At 71.2% G+C, this 12,903-nt stretch carries 14 protein-coding genes and 1 pseudogene; 7 read left to right on the forward strand and 8 right to left on the reverse strand.

All coding sequences use genetic code 11. The features are described 5' to 3' along the window. Position 1: 1 nt before the first annotated feature. Positions 2 to 1,117 (forward strand): cystathionine gamma-lyase, encoded by a 1,116-nt coding sequence (locus MCHUDSM44219_RS10125; RefSeq protein ID WP_048418105.1) that lies wholly within the window; start codon positions 2 to 4, stop codon positions 1,115 to 1,117. On the opposite strand, the gene MCHUDSM44219_RS10130 is transcribed toward MCHUDSM44219_RS10125, so the two are convergent. Next, complete coding sequence (locus MCHUDSM44219_RS10130) at positions 1,114 to 1,644, reverse strand: hypothetical protein (protein WP_048418106.1); 531 nt, start codon at positions 1,642 to 1,644, stop codon at positions 1,114 to 1,116. The genes MCHUDSM44219_RS10125 and MCHUDSM44219_RS10130 overlap by 4 nt on opposite strands. A 199-nt stretch (positions 1,645 to 1,843) precedes the next feature. On the opposite strand from MCHUDSM44219_RS10130, the gene MCHUDSM44219_RS10135 reads away from it, so the two are divergent. Beyond that, positions 1,844 to 2,947: a D-alanine--D-alanine ligase family protein gene (locus MCHUDSM44219_RS10135; protein ID WP_048418107.1), complete on the forward strand. Its 1,104-nt coding sequence runs from the start codon at positions 1,844 to 1,846 to the stop codon at positions 2,945 to 2,947. On the opposite strand, the gene MCHUDSM44219_RS10140 is transcribed toward MCHUDSM44219_RS10135, so the two are convergent. Together MCHUDSM44219_RS10140 and MCHUDSM44219_RS10145 are read right to left on the reverse strand one after the other, a co-directional pair. Continuing rightward, entirely contained in the window at positions 2,944 to 3,492 is a 549-nt protein-coding gene (locus MCHUDSM44219_RS10140) for a DUF3515 domain-containing protein (protein WP_048418108.1), read from the reverse strand. The two genes, MCHUDSM44219_RS10135 and MCHUDSM44219_RS10140, sit on opposite strands and share 4 nt — an antisense overlap. 10 nt (positions 3,493 to 3,502) lie before the next feature. Then, positions 3,503 to 3,745: an Lrp/AsnC ligand binding domain-containing protein gene (locus MCHUDSM44219_RS10145; protein WP_048418109.1), complete on the reverse strand. Its 243-nt coding sequence runs from the start codon at positions 3,743 to 3,745 to the stop codon at positions 3,503 to 3,505. Positions 3,746 to 3,852: 107 nt separating this feature from the next. Here MCHUDSM44219_RS10145 and MCHUDSM44219_RS10150 point away from each other — a divergent pair, with 107 nt between their 5' ends. Together MCHUDSM44219_RS10150 and MCHUDSM44219_RS10155 are read left to right on the forward strand one after the other, a co-directional pair. Then, positions 3,853 to 4,800: a thiamine-phosphate kinase gene (locus MCHUDSM44219_RS10150; protein WP_048418110.1), complete on the forward strand. Its 948-nt coding sequence runs from the start codon at positions 3,853 to 3,855 to the stop codon at positions 4,798 to 4,800. Between the two features lie 27 nt (positions 4,801 to 4,827). Then, complete coding sequence (locus MCHUDSM44219_RS10155) at positions 4,828 to 5,505, forward strand: uracil-DNA glycosylase (protein WP_048418111.1); 678 nt, start codon at positions 4,828 to 4,830, stop codon at positions 5,503 to 5,505. 16 nt (positions 5,506 to 5,521) lie between these two features. On the opposite strand, the gene rpmB is transcribed toward MCHUDSM44219_RS10155, so the two are convergent. Then, positions 5,522 to 5,716 (reverse strand): 50S ribosomal protein L28, encoded by a 195-nt coding sequence (rpmB, locus tag MCHUDSM44219_RS10160; protein WP_043407506.1) that lies wholly within the window; start codon positions 5,714 to 5,716, stop codon positions 5,522 to 5,524. Positions 5,717 to 5,929: 213 nt separating this feature from the next. On the opposite strand from rpmB, the gene MCHUDSM44219_RS10165 reads away from it, so the two are divergent. Genes MCHUDSM44219_RS10165 through MCHUDSM44219_RS10175 form a run of 3 tightly spaced genes read left to right on the forward strand, consistent with a single transcriptional unit; the run spans position 5,930 to position 10,498 of the window. After that, positions 5,930 to 7,564, forward strand: coding sequence for a fatty acid kinase ATP-binding subunit FakA (locus tag MCHUDSM44219_RS10165; RefSeq protein WP_048418112.1), 1,635 nt, complete (start codon positions 5,930 to 5,932; stop codon positions 7,562 to 7,564). Between the two features lies 1 nt (position 7,565). Next, on the forward strand, positions 7,566 to 9,794 hold the full coding sequence (gene recG, locus MCHUDSM44219_RS10170; protein WP_048418113.1) for an ATP-dependent DNA helicase RecG: 2,229 nt from the start codon (positions 7,566 to 7,568) through the stop codon (positions 9,792 to 9,794). Next, positions 9,791 to 10,498, forward strand: a complete 708-nt coding sequence (locus tag MCHUDSM44219_RS10175) for an HNH endonuclease family protein (RefSeq protein WP_048418114.1) — start codon at positions 9,791 to 9,793, stop codon at positions 10,496 to 10,498. The genes recG and MCHUDSM44219_RS10175 overlap by 4 nt, the downstream gene beginning before the upstream one ends. Positions 10,499 to 10,500: 2 nt before the next feature. Here MCHUDSM44219_RS10175 and MCHUDSM44219_RS10180 read toward each other — a convergent pair whose 3' ends face one another. From MCHUDSM44219_RS10180 to MCHUDSM44219_RS10190, 4 genes and pseudogenes are all read right to left on the reverse strand, one after another. Continuing rightward, a complete protein-coding gene (locus MCHUDSM44219_RS10180; RefSeq protein ID WP_048418115.1) occupies positions 10,501 to 10,773 on the reverse strand; it encodes a hypothetical protein in 273 nt (90 codons plus the stop codon). Positions 10,774 to 10,832: 59 nt separating this feature from the next. Next, positions 10,833 to 11,768 (reverse strand): PepSY-associated TM helix domain-containing protein (locus tag MCHUDSM44219_RS10185; RefSeq protein ID WP_236695417.1); only part of this gene is annotated, 936 nt, incomplete at its 5' end. 1 nt (position 11,769) lies between these two features. Further along, a pseudogene (locus MCHUDSM44219_RS30895) lies at positions 11,770 to 12,250 on the reverse strand (PepSY-associated TM helix domain-containing protein); the annotation flags it as partial. A gap of 119 nt (positions 12,251 to 12,369) precedes the next feature. Further along, a complete protein-coding gene (locus MCHUDSM44219_RS10190) occupies positions 12,370 to 12,894 on the reverse strand; it encodes a hypothetical protein (RefSeq protein ID WP_048418116.1) in 525 nt (174 codons plus the stop codon). Between the last annotated feature and the right edge of the window lie 9 nt (positions 12,895 to 12,903).

Raw genomic sequence — 12,903 nt, forward strand, 5'->3', positions numbered from 1 at the left:
GATGAGCGGCTCGTACGGGGATTCCACCCGCAGCCTCAAAGCTGTTGCCTCCGAAGCGGTTCCCGGAGCGCCGTTGGGGCCGGTGCCGGTTCCCGCTGCGGCGTATCATCTTCCGGCCGACGAGGACGACGCGCTGGACAGCTACGGGCGCAGGCACAATCCGACCTGGCGACATCTGGAGTCGGCCCTGGCCCAGCTCGAAGGAGCGACGGCCGCAACGGTGTTCGGATCCGGGATGGCCGCGATCACGTCGCTGCTGAGGGTGGTCGCCGAACCGGGGACGACGCTCGTCATACCGGCCGACGGGTACTACCAGGTCCGTGCCTACGCCACCGAGTATCTGGCGCCGCGCGGGGTGACCGTGGTGCAGGCGCGTTGCGCCGACATGTGCGAGGCCGCCCGCGACGCCGATGTGGTGCTGGCGGAGACGCCGTCGAACCCGGGCCTGGACGTGGTCGACCTGCACCGGCTGTCGATGCTGTGCCGGCCGCGCGGCGCCGTGCTGATCGTCGACAACACCACCGCCACACCGCTGGGGCAGCAGCCCCTGTCGCTGGGCGCGGACTTCGTCGTCGGCAGCGCCACCAAGGCGCTGGCGGGCCACCACGACCTGCTCGCCGGCTACGTCGCCGGGAATGTCGCGGGCAACCGCGCCGACGTCCTGGACCGCCTCGAGCGGGAGCGACTGCTGTCCGGACCCATCCTCGGGGCGTTCGAGGCGTGGCTGGTGCTGCGGGGCCTCGCGACGTTCGGGTTGCGGTTCGAGCGGCAGTGCCAGAACGCCGCCGCGGTCGCGCTGATGCTGCGCTCGCACCCGGCCGTCACCGCGGTGCGCTATCCGGGGCTGCCCGACGACCCGTCCCACACCGTCGCGGCGCAGCAGATGCGCCGCTTCGGCGGCATCGTGGCCGTCGAGCTGGCCGACGCCGACGCCGTCCACGCGCTCGTCAGCCGCAGCGCGCTGCTGGTCGGCGCCACCAGCTTCGGGGGCGTGCACAGCTCCGTCGACCGCAGGGCGCGGTGGGGCGACGCCGTACCGGCAGGCTTCGCCCGCATCTCGTGCGGCATCGAGGACACCGAAGACCTGATTCGCGACATCGAGGCGGCTCTGCGTTAGACGCGGTCGGAGCCGGTATTGCTGCGCAGCGACCCGAGGAAACGATCGGTCGAGGCGTCCGCGTCGACACCGACGGTGGTGACGATGGCCTGGACGAGCGAATCGCGGCGATAGAACAGCACAAGCGTGACCGAGGTGACGATCTCGCCGACGAGGCGGCACGCGACACGCCGCGACTCGGCGCCCTCGAATTGCGCTGTCGTCGTCGTGAGATGGGTGACCTTCTGACCGTGGCCGGAGGCTTCCTCCAGCTGAGACCGGATATCTGCGATCGCGGCGTCGACCATGTCGTCCAGCGACCGGTAGTCCGCGAGGTCTCGCAGATCAGTTTCGGTGATCGTGAACGTCGCGTCGCCCGACTGGGCGGTTGTGATCAGGGTGAGCAGCAGTGTGCTCGTGGCGGGAAGGCTCACGATGGTCGGCTCGGCAGGGAATTCCGCGACATAACGGCCCGTGGCGGTCTCGGCGAAGCGCCACGGCGTGGAGGATACGGGCGCGCACGCGGTCGCCGCGACCGCGAGCGTCATCGCGGCGCACCATGTCGCGGCGCGGAAATGCTTCCTCACGGTTCCCCCAGGACGGTGGACCACACCTCGCGGATGTGCGCTCACCTGGGGCGTAGTGTAGCGCGATCAAGATCGGCCCGCGGCCGATCGGCCCGCACGGAAGTCCCACAAACTGCTCCGCGAGGGCGTGTTGGGGCCGAGCCGGTAGCCTCTCTAGGTTGTGACTGCCCGCACCCGCGTTGCCGTCGTCTACGGCGGACGGAGTTCCGAACACGCGATCTCGTGTGTTTCCGCAGGCAGCATCCTGCGCAACCTCGATCCGCAGCGGTTCGAGGTGGTCGCGGTCGGCATCACCCCGCAGGGGGCGTGGGTGCTCACCGACGGCCGGCCGGAGACGCTGGCCATCACCGACGGCACGCTGCCCAGCGTCACCGGGTCCTCCGGCACCGAGCTCGCGCTGTCCGCCGACCCGGCCCGGCGCGGCCAGCTGCTCTCGCTGGGCGACGCGGCCGGCGATGTCCTGGCCTCGGTCGATGTCGTCTTCCCGGTGCTGCACGGGCCCTACGGCGAGGACGGCACCATCCAAGGTCTGCTGGAGCTCGCCGGGGTGCCGTACGTGGGCGCCGGCGTGCTGGCCAGCGCGGTCGGGATGGACAAGGAGTTCACCAAGAAGCTGCTCGCGGTCGCGGGGTTGCCGATCGGCGATCAGGTGGTGCTGCGGCCCGGCACCGCGACGGTGTCGCTGGAGGACCGGGAGCGGCTGGGCCTGCCCGTCTTCGTCAAACCCGCGCGCGGCGGCTCGTCGATCGGTGTCAGCCGGGTCACCGGCTGGGACCTGCTGCCCATGGCGATCGACGCTGCCCGCCGGCACGACCCCAAGGTCATCGTGGAGGCGGCCGTCCCCGGCCGTGAGCTCGAGTGCGGCGTCCTGGAGTTTCCCGACGGCCGCCTCGAGGCCAGCACGGTCGGCGAGATCCGGGTGGCCGGTGTGCGGGGCCGCGAGGACGGCTTCTACGACTTCGAGACCAAGTACCTCGACGACGCCGCTGAGCTCGACGTGCCCGCCAAGATCGACGACGCCGTCGCCGAGGAGATCCGCGGACTGTCGATCCGGGCCTTCCAGGCCATCGACTGCCAGGGGCTGGCCCGTGTCGACTTCTTCCTGACCGACGACGGCCCCGTCATCAACGAGATCAACACGATGCCCGGGTTCACGACGATCTCGATGTACCCGCGGATGTGGGCGGCCAGCGGCGTCGACTACCCGACGCTGCTCGCGACGATGGTCGACACGGCCATCGCCCGGGGCGCCGGCCTGCGTTAGCCCAGCGGGGCCGGGTCCGGCGCCGTGGCCGGGAGCTTCGCGGCAAGCGTCGTCGAGATCGTCTGGATGGCGTCGGGCCCGGAGCCCGACGGCAACGTCAGCGCCACATAGACCGGCCGGTCCACCGCGAACCAGGTGGCCCGGTCACCACCGGCACTGTCCTGCACCCGGAACCACGACACCGCGTCGACGACCTGAAGCGGTGCCCCGACGACGAAGTCGGCCGGTCGCTGCACCCCGCAGCGCAGGATGAGCGGCTCGCCGCCGCCCTCGGGCTGCCATGCCGCGGCCCCCGCCGGCGCGGGGTCGACGAGCGGGGCGCGCCGGAAGTCACCGAGCCGGTCGGGGAGTGCGGCGACGAGGGTGGCGCACTCGGTGCTGTCGGCCCGGGGCGCCGGCACCGCCGACACCGCCACGGGGGTGGGCCCGGGTGTGCGTTGCAGGACCGCCGCGACCACGAGGACCGCCACCACGGCGCCGACGGCGAGCACGATCGCCGCGACGAGGACGGCCCGCGGCGGGCCGTCGCCGGTGTCGCTGTTCACCCGGGCAACTCTAGGGCTGCGCCGCCTCGGCGATGGGGCAGGTCAGTGTGCGGGTGATGCCCGAGACCTGCTGCACGCTGGGGACCACGGTGGCGCGCAGCTCGGCCAGGCTCTCGGCGCCGGCCCGCACCACGACGTCGTAGGGGCCGGTCACGTACTCCGAGGACAGCACGCCGGGAAGCCCGGCGAGCTGCTTGGCGACGACTTCGGCGCGACCGACCTCGGTCTGGATGAGCACGAAAGCCTCGACCACGCCGCAATCCCTCCGTCTGGCTGCATAGACTCCACGCCGCAGGGACCAAACGTACCGCAGGTGAGCCGAGCGTTCAGGCCACGGACGTGATGCGAGGAGTGACACCGATGGCGGACGGCACGCTGGCGCAGGCGGGCGAGTTCGCCGTCATCGACCGTCTGGTGGCCGGGCGGCGACAGCCCCCGTTCGTCGTCGTCGGGCCGGGCGACGACGCCGCCGTCGTCACGTCCGGGGACGGCCGGGTCGCGGTGAGCACCGACATGCTGGTCGAGGGGCGGCACTTCCGGCTGGACTGGTCGACGCCACACGACGTGGGCCGAAAGGCCATCGCGCAGAACGCCGCCGACATCGAGGCGATGGGCGGCAGCGCGACCGCGTTCGTGGTCGCGTTCGGCGCCCCGGCAGACACCGAGACCACGCGGGCCGTGGAACTGGCCGACGGGATGTGGGAGGAGGCGTCGCGGCTGGGCGCCGGCATCGTCGGCGGCGACATGGTGGCGGCACCGCAGTGGGTGATCTCGGTGACCGTGCTCGGGGACCTCGGCGGCCGCCCGCCGGTGCTGCGCAGCGGAGCCCGGCCCGGCGACGTGGTCGCGGTGGCCGGTGAGCTCGGCCGGTCTGCTGCGGGATATATGCTGTGGCGCAACGGAATTCAAGATTTCGAGGCGTTGCGGCGGCGTCATCTGGTGCCGGAGCCGCCCTATGGGCAGGGCGCGATCGCCGCACGGGCCGGCGCGACCGCGATGACCGACGTCTCCGACGGACTGCTCGCCGACCTCGGACACATCGCCGAGGCGTCGGCCGTGCACATCGACCTGGCCCTTGACGAGCTGTCGGCCGATCTGGACGCTGTCGCCCCCGCCGCGGCCGTCGCCGGCGTCGACGCCCGGCAGTGGGTGCTCGGCGGTGGCGAAGATCACGCGCTGGTGGCGACGTTCGCCGCGGAGCCGCCGCCGGGCTGGCGGATCATCGGCCGGGTCCACGAGGCGGGTGCGGCCCGGGTCACCGTCGACGGCGTCGCCTGGACCGGCAGCACGGGCTGGCAGTCCTACTGAGCCGGCGGGCCGCTAAGTTGGCCTGTCGTGACGGCACGCGCTCTCAAGGAACTGGTCGACGAATCGTGGGCGGTCGCGCTCGCCCCCGTGGAGGAGCAGGTCGCGAAGATGGGGGAGTTCCTGCGCGCCGAACTGGCCGCGGGACACCGATACCTGCCGACCGGTGCGCACGTGTTGCGCGCGTTCACGTTTCCCCTCGATGCCGTACGCGTGCTGATCGTCGGCCAGGACCCGTACCCGACGCCCGGGCATGCGGTGGGTCTGAGCTTCTCGGTGGGCGCCGACGTCAGGCCGCTGCCGCGCAGCCTGGCCAACATCTACACCGAGTATCAGCAGGATCTCGGGTATCCGGCCCCCGCCAACGGCGACCTCACCCCGTGGTCGGAACAGGGCGTGATGCTATTGAACAGAGTGCTGACCGTGCGCCCGGGGACACCGGCGTCGCATCGGGGCAAGGGCTGGGAGGCGGTCACCGAGTGCGCCATCCGGGCCCTGGTGGAGCGGCGCCAACCCCTGGTGGCCGTGCTGTGGGGACGCGACGCCGCGACACTGAAGCCGATGCTCGGCGACACGGCGATCATCGAATCGGCGCACCCGTCACCGCTGTCCGCGTCGCGGGGGTTCTTCGGATCACGGCCGTTCAGCCGCGCCAACGAGCTGCTCGTGCAGAGGGGGGCAGAGCCGGTGGACTGGCGGCTGCCCTAGCGTCGCGGAACGGCGATCAGCCGCGGGAGACCTTGCCTGCCTTGAGGCAGGAGGTGCACACGTTCACGCGCTGCTTGTTGCCGCCCGGGCGGGCGACCGCACGCACGGACTGGATGTTCGGGTTCCACCGGCGGCTGGTCCGGCGATGGGAGTGCGACACCGACTTGCCGAAGCCGGGGCCCTTCCCGCAGATATCGCACACGGCAGCCATAGTGAGAACTCCTCGTAAGTCAGTGCTTGGGGGCCAACGACCGGACGGGTGACCCGACAACCCGACCAGAATACCGGGCGGCCCCGGGAACGCCAAAACGGTGACTCCAGGTTATCAACAGCCCTGACCACGTCGTCTTTCGGTGGTGTCCGGCCCAGTGGCTAGGCTGACGCCGACGGCGAAGCGGCGCGGTGAGGGCATGCGGAGGTGAGGATGTCAGCTCGGCGGCTCGATGCGTCGGCGCTGCGGCGGTGGGCCCATGCGGCGGTATCGGAGCTGATCAGGCACACCGACGAGATCAACGCGCTGAACGTCTTCCCCGTCGCCGACGCCGACACGGGCACCAACATGCTCTTCACGATGCGGGCGGCCTGGGCGCAGGCGGATTCCCGCGCCGACCTCGACGACGTCACCGCGGTGGCGGCTGCGCTGGCCGACGGCGCGCTGCGTGGGGCGCGTGGCAACTCCGGGGTGATCCTGTCGCAGATCTTGCGCGCGCTCGCCGATGTGACGGCGGCCGCCGCCGAGGACCGGGTGATCGCCGACATCGACGGGGCGCTGCTGGCCGCGGCGCTGCGCCACGCGGTCACGTTGGTGGTCACATCGATGGGCGAGGTCGTCCCCGGAACCATCACCTCGGTCCTGCAGGCCGCCGCCGCGGCGGCCGAGGACGCGGCCGCCGACCAGGCCGACCTCACCGAGGTGGTCGCGCTCAGCGCGCAGGGCGCGCTGGCGGCGCTGGACCGCACCCCCAGCCAACTCGAGGTGCTCGCCGACGCCGGAGTGGTCGACGCCGGTGGCCGCGGTCTGCTGGTGCTGCTCGACGCGCTGACCACCACGCTGGCGGGGCACGCCCCGATCCGGCCGCGCTACCGGCCTGAACCCGCCGACTCCGTGACGCCGGCGGCGCCACCGCCGGATGCCCCGCAGTTCGAGGTGATGTACCTGCTCAGCGGCTGTGACGTCGACGGCGTGGACAGGCTCCGCACCCGCCTCGACGACCTCGGCGAATCCGTCGCGATCGCGGCATCCGGCGCCGGGGAGTCAGACCGGTACTCGGTGCACGTCCATGTCGACGACGCCGGCGCCGCGGTCGAGGCCGCGCTGGAAGTCGGCACCCCCAGCCGCATCCAGATCACGTCGCTGAGCAGCGGGGCCGACCGGCATCCGGCCGGTGGGTGGGTGCGGGAGCGTGCGGTGCTGGCCGTCGTGGACGGCGACGGCGCCGAGAACCTGTTCACCGGCGAGGGGGCGCAGGTCCTGCGGGCCGGGCCCGGTCTGCCGGTCAGTGCCCACCAGCTGCTGCATGCGCTGGTCAACACCGGCGCCGAGCAGGTGATGGTGCTGCCGAACGGCTACGTCGCCGCCGAGGAGTTGCTCGCCGGCTGGGCGGTCGCCTCGGACTGGGGCATCAACATGGTGCCGGTGCCGGCCGGGTCGATGGTGCAGGGACTCGCGGCGCTCGCGGTGCACGACCCCGCGCACCGGGTGGTCGACGACGGCTACACGATGGCCCGCGCGGCCGCGGCCGCGCGATACGGGTCGGTGCGGGTGGCCGCCGAGGAAGCGCTGACGTGGGCGGGCACCTGCAAGCCCGGCGACGGACTCGGCATCGCCGGGGACGAGGTCGTCATCGTCGCCGACGACGTGGTCACCGCCGGCGCCGGACTGATCGACCTGCTCCTGGCGGCCGGCGGTGAACTGGTGACGGTGCTGACCGGCCGGGGGGTGGACGCGGCGGTCGCCGAGGCCCTCCTCGACCATGTGCGGCGGACGCATCCGGGCACCGAGATGGTGACCTTCGACACCGGCCACCACGGCGACGCCCTGCTGATCGGGGTGGAGTGACGTGGCGTCCCTGAACGACCGCCTGGATTTCGTGATCGGCAGCAAGTCCGCCGTGAAGCTCGAGGAGAACCTCGGCATCACCACGGTCGGGGAGCTGCTGCGGTACTACCCCCGCAAGTACAGCGACTCGATGAGCGTGCGGGGGGAGGGGGAGGACCTCGACCTCGAGGAAGGCGAACACGTCACGTTCGTCGACGTCATCACCAAGGCCGAGGCGAGATGGACCAACCGCCAACCGCGGCGTGAGTACCTGGTGGTCACGCTGGGGCACCGGCGGCCCAAGGTGACCGCCACGTTCTTCAACGCCAAGTACCTGAAGAAGACGCTCGTCGAAGGCGCGAAGGTGATGCTGTCGGGCGAGGTCGGCTACTTCCGGGACGTCATGCAGTTGACGCACCCGGCATTCATGGTGCTCACCTCCGACGGCAAGAGCGTCGGGACGAAATCGCTGACGGCGATCGCCGATTCGACCGGCGCCACCGGTGACGAGCTGCTGGCCGAGTTCGAGAAGGACTACTTCCCGATCTATCCCGCCACCTCGAAGCTGCAGACCTGGGAGATCTACGCGTGCATCCGGCAGATGCTGGCGGTGCTCGACCCCGTCGCCGAGCCGCTGCCGACATCGTTTGTGCGCGAACAGGACCTGCTGTCGGAGGACGCGGCGCTGCGCTCGGTCCACGTGTCCGAACACGAGCGCGACCGGGCCCGGGCCATCGAACGGCTCACCTACGACGAGGCGATCGGCCTGCAGTGGGGGTTGGTGGTCCGCAGGCACACCCAGCTCAGCGGTACCGGTCCGGTTGCCGAGCGGCGCGATGACGGACTGAGGGCGGCGATGACGGCCCAGCTGCCCTTCGCGCTGACCCAGGGCCAGCACGAGGTGCTCGAGGTGATCTCGGGCGAAATCGCCGCCACCCGGCCGATGAACCGCATGCTGCAGGGCGAGGTGGGGTCCGGGAAAACAGTGGTGTCGCTGCTGGCGATGCTGCAGATGATCGACGCCGGATACCAGTGCGCGTTGCTCGCGCCCACCGAAGTCCTTGCCGCCCAACACGCCCAGTCGATCCGCGCCATGATGGGTCCGTTGGCGATGGCGGGTCAGCTCGGCGGCGGGGAGCACGCCACCAGGGTGGCGCTGTTGACCGGCTCGATGTCGGCGCAGCAGAAGCGCGACGTGCGCCGCGAGGTGGCCTCGGGCGAGGCGGGGATCGTGATCGGCACGCACGCGCTGCTGCAGGACGCCGTGGAGTTCGACCGGCTCGGCATGGTGGTCGTCGACGAGCAGCACCGGTTCGGCGTCGAGCAGCGGGATCGCTTGCGCGGCAAGGCTCCTGAGGGCATCACGCCCCATCTTCTGGTGATGACCGCGACGCCGATTCCGCGAACGGTGGCCCTGGCCGTCTACGGCGACCTCGAGATCTCCACGCTGCGGGAACTGCCCCGCGGCCGCCAGCCCATCACCACGAACACGATTTTCGTCACCGACAAGCCGGCCTGGCTCGACCGGGCGTGGGCGCGGATCGCCGAGGAGGTGCGGACCGGGCGGCAGGCCTACGTCGTCGCCTCCCGCATCGACGAGGACGACAAGCCCGCCAAGGGGAAGAAGGACAAACAGCAGGCCGGGCCACCGCCGGTCACGGTCGTCGAGATGTACCAGCGGCTGCAGCACGGTCCGCTGGCGGGCGTGCGGCTGGGGCTCATGCACGGCCGGCTCTCGGGCGACGAGAAGGACGCCGTGATGGCGGCGTTCCGGGCCGGGGAGATCGACGTTCTGGTGTGCACGACGGTGATCGAGGTCGGCGTCGACGTGCCCAATGCCACTGTGATGGTGGTGATGGACGCCGACCGCTTCGGCATCAGTCAGCTCCATCAGCTGCGCGGCCGGATCGGCCGTGGGCAGCACCCGAGCCTGTGCCTGCTGGCGACGCGGCTGCCGGAGAACTCCAAGGCCGGACAGCGGCTCACGGCGGTGGCAGGCACGCTGGACGGTTTCGCGCTCGCCGACCTCGATCTGCGTGAACGCAGCGAGGGAGATGTGTTGGGGCAGAACCAATCCGGTCGACCCATCACCCTGAGGTTCCTGTCGCTGGCCGAACACGCCGACATCATCTACGCGGCCAGGGAGCTCTGCGAAGCGGTCTACGCGTCGGACCCCTCGGATCCGGGCATGCTGGCGCTCTCGGCGCCGTTCACCGCTGATGACCGCGTGCAGTATCTGGACAAGTCGTGACCCGCAGGCAGCAGCTGTGGCTGATGATCGCCGCGGTGCTGGCGATCGTGGTGGCCGTCCAGGTCACGTCGTCGGAGCAGGGCCCGTCGCGTTTCATCGCCCAGGCCGACATCCCCACGGTCGCACCCGGAGTCGACGTGCTCGCCGGCGTCGCCGAGATTCCGGCGCGCGTCCGCAGCTACGACTATCGCCGCGACGCGTTCGGCGAGTCCTGGACCGACGACACCACCGCGCCCGGCGGCCACAACGGGTGCGACACCCGCAACGACATCCTCAATCGCGACCTCGCGGACAAGACCTACGTGGCGATCAAGCGGTGCCCCGTCGCCGTGGCCACCGGCACCCTGCTCGACCCGTACACCAGCGAGGTGGTGCCGTTCACGCGCGGCAACCAGATCGGCGCGGCGGTGCAGATCGACCACCTCGTGCCGCTGGCGCTGGCGTGGGATCTGGGCGCGCGCACCTGGAGCGACGAGATGCGCACCCGGTTCGCCAACGATCCGGCCAATCTGCTCGCCGTCGACGGACAGGCCAACCAGGACAAAGGCGACAAGGAGCCTGCGCTGTGGATGCCGCCCAACGCGGCGTTCCACTGTCAGTACGCGATCCAGTACATCGCTGTCCTGCGGGGTTACGGCCTCCCGGTCGACGCGCCGTCGGTGCCGGTGCTGCGCGCGGCAACCGACACCTGCCCGCGGGGCTGACGCTACGACTCGGGGCCCATCATGCCGGGTCCCATTCCGCCGCGGTTGAACTGGCCGGGTCCGGTCACCGACGGATCCCACGGGCCGTTGGTGGTCGAGCCGCTCATACCCGGGGACCAGTCGCACTCGCCCGAATTCCACGAGAACGGTCCCCAGCAGCCGGGATCCCACGGCTGCTGGGCGGTGAAGGTCTGCGGCGCCGAGACGGGAAGCAGTGCTGCGCCGACCGCCGTAACCGCGACCGCCCACGCGGTGATGAGTGCGCGCTTGGACATGGTCGGCACCTCTCGACGAGACAGCGTGCACCCATTGCACCGCGTCGGCGGGCTGTGCGCTAGGGGCTTTCGCCCTCTTCCGGCACGGACCGGCCCGCCACCGCGGCAACGATGACGTCGACGACGACGAAGATCGCCAGCGTCCATCCGAGCAGCGGCAGGAACCAGCCCACGGCGACCGCGGTGACGCCGACGGCGGCGATCGCCACCGGAGGGAGCGCTCTGATGCCTCCTCGCGCCGGTGGTCGGCCGACCGCCCAGTTCGATCCCCGTGTCGGCCTGCGCTGCCACCACATCCGGTACCCGCGCACGATGACCGTCACCAGTCCGACCGCGACTGCGAGCAGCACGAGCTGGTTGAGCAGACCGAACAGGAATCCCATGTGCGCGCGGATGCCCCAGTCGGCGAGCTTCGCGATCACCGAGTAGTCGCGCCAGTAGTCGACGGCGCTCGTCACCGTCAGATCCGTCGGGTTGACCGCGGCGGCGTTCGTGGTCCAACGGAACGGCTCGTCGATCTCGGTGACGCTCACCGTCGCACCGGGTTCGGCGGGTGCGGTGATCTCGACGGGCATCCGCACGCCGCGTCGTGCCGCGGCGTCGAGCACACCCTCGTAGTCGAGAGCTGCCGGGTCGGTCACCGTCCCCTCGACTCCGTGATGCCCGGCGTGGGATTGCGCCGGTGCGGTGACCAGTTGCGGCCGTTGCCAATTCAACGCCGACCGGATCTCGGTGACGTGCGCACCGGCGTACGTCGACCACGTGATGCCCGTCGCCGAGAGGAACAGCAGCCCGGCGAGCAGCCAGATGCCGGTGGCGCCATGCCAATTCATCGTGCGCGACCGTCCCGACCCGCTGCGGTCTACGGTGAGGATCCGGGCCGTGCGGCCGCGGCGCCGGTCTCCGGCCGCCTTGCCCAGCCACAGGCCCACTCCGCCGAGGGCGACCACCCACAGCCAGGACGCCGACTGTGGGGGCTGTGCACGTGTTTCGGCNCGAGATTGAGGTGCCGGTGCAGCCCGTCGAGCCAGGTGCTCAGCGGGAGGTAGCCCAACCACGTCACCTCCTCCCCGAGGACGTCGCCGGTGCCGGGGTCGACGAAAACGGTGAGGGACCGGTCTTCTTCCAGCGCCGGGTCGTGAAACGAGACGCGGGTGGTGTCGCCGGGCGCGGCGGCCGGCCGGACGGTCGTCACCGCAAGATCCGGGTGGACGGCGCGGGCGCGCGCGACCTGATCGCTCAACGGCAGCGCAGGTCCCTGCGGCTCGACCGACAGGATGTCGCGGTAGACGACCCGCTCCATACTCGGGGCCAGGGCGTACAGGCCACCGGTGACGGCGGCGACGAGCAGGAACGGCGCGACGAGCACGCCCGCGTAGAAGTGCAGACGGACCACGAACGGGCGCCATCGTCGGCGCGTGCGCGATGTCGGTGGGGCGGGGAACAGGGGTTCGACGGTGTCGTCGGACAGGGTCATGGAAGGCCTTCGTGTCAGCGGAGAAAGAGGGTTCGCCGGCGCGGCACGGAGCGAGCGCGCAGCGGCATTCGACGACCCCAGCGCAGGCGCTGCGGGTGATCAGGGGAGAAAAAGGACTGCTAGACCACCGCAGGCGGGGCGCGCATACCCAGACCGGAGCTCAGAACCGGTTGGCGCACCACCACATTCGGGCGGGACTGGATGACCGGGGACGACGCCCGAGGCGCGCGCAGCGTGAACAGCCGCAGCCAGCAGAGCACCGACACACAGACGGCGTAGAGGTATTCGACGGACATGATCGCCGCACCGAGAAGCGCAGCGGCGCCGAGGTGCGCGGCGGGCATCAACCAGGACGGACCGGCCGCGCCGTGGTGTTGGTGGGCGCCGACCATCAGGGTCACGTGTCCGGCGAGTTGCGCTCCGCCCAGCGCCGCGGCGATGGCGGTGTACCCGGTGAGACCGTCGCACCGCACGCGCGCGACGAGCGCTCCGGCGGTGACGCACATCAGCAGCGCGACGATCAGAGCCGGGCCGCGGGGAAAGCCGCCGCCGGCCGCGATGTGCGCTCCGGTCGTCATCGCCGCCGAGGACACCCCGACCAGGGCGCCGCGCACCGAACGAGCGCGCGTCCGCGGCGTGTCCACGCCACGCAC

The organism is Mycolicibacterium chubuense (assembly GCF_001044255.1).
GTDB classification, from domain to species: Bacteria; Actinomycetota; Actinomycetes; order Mycobacteriales; family Mycobacteriaceae; genus Mycobacterium; species Mycobacterium chubuense.

Excerpts from the sequence above, each read along its gene's own strand:
- rpmB (WP_043407506.1), bottom strand. The coding sequence starts at position 5,716 with ATGGCTGCCGTGTGCGATATCTGCGGGAAGGGCCCCGGCTTCGGCAAG.
- MCHUDSM44219_RS10130 (WP_048418106.1), bottom strand. The coding sequence starts at position 1,644 with ATGACGCTCGCGGTCGCGGCGACCGCGTGCGCGCCCGTATCCTCCACG.
- MCHUDSM44219_RS10150 (WP_048418110.1), top strand. The coding sequence starts at position 3,853 with ATGGCGGACGGCACGCTGGCGCAGGCGGGCGAGTTCGCCGTCATCGAC.
- MCHUDSM44219_RS10125 (WP_048418105.1), top strand. The coding sequence starts at position 2 with ATGAGCGGCTCGTACGGGGATTCCACCCGCAGCCTCAAAGCTGTTGCC.
- MCHUDSM44219_RS10165 (WP_048418112.1), top strand. The coding sequence starts at position 5,930 with ATGTCAGCTCGGCGGCTCGATGCGTCGGCGCTGCGGCGGTGGGCCCAT.
- MCHUDSM44219_RS10180 (WP_048418115.1), bottom strand. The coding sequence starts at position 10,773 with ATGTCCAAGCGCGCACTCATCACCGCGTGGGCGGTCGCGGTTACGGCG.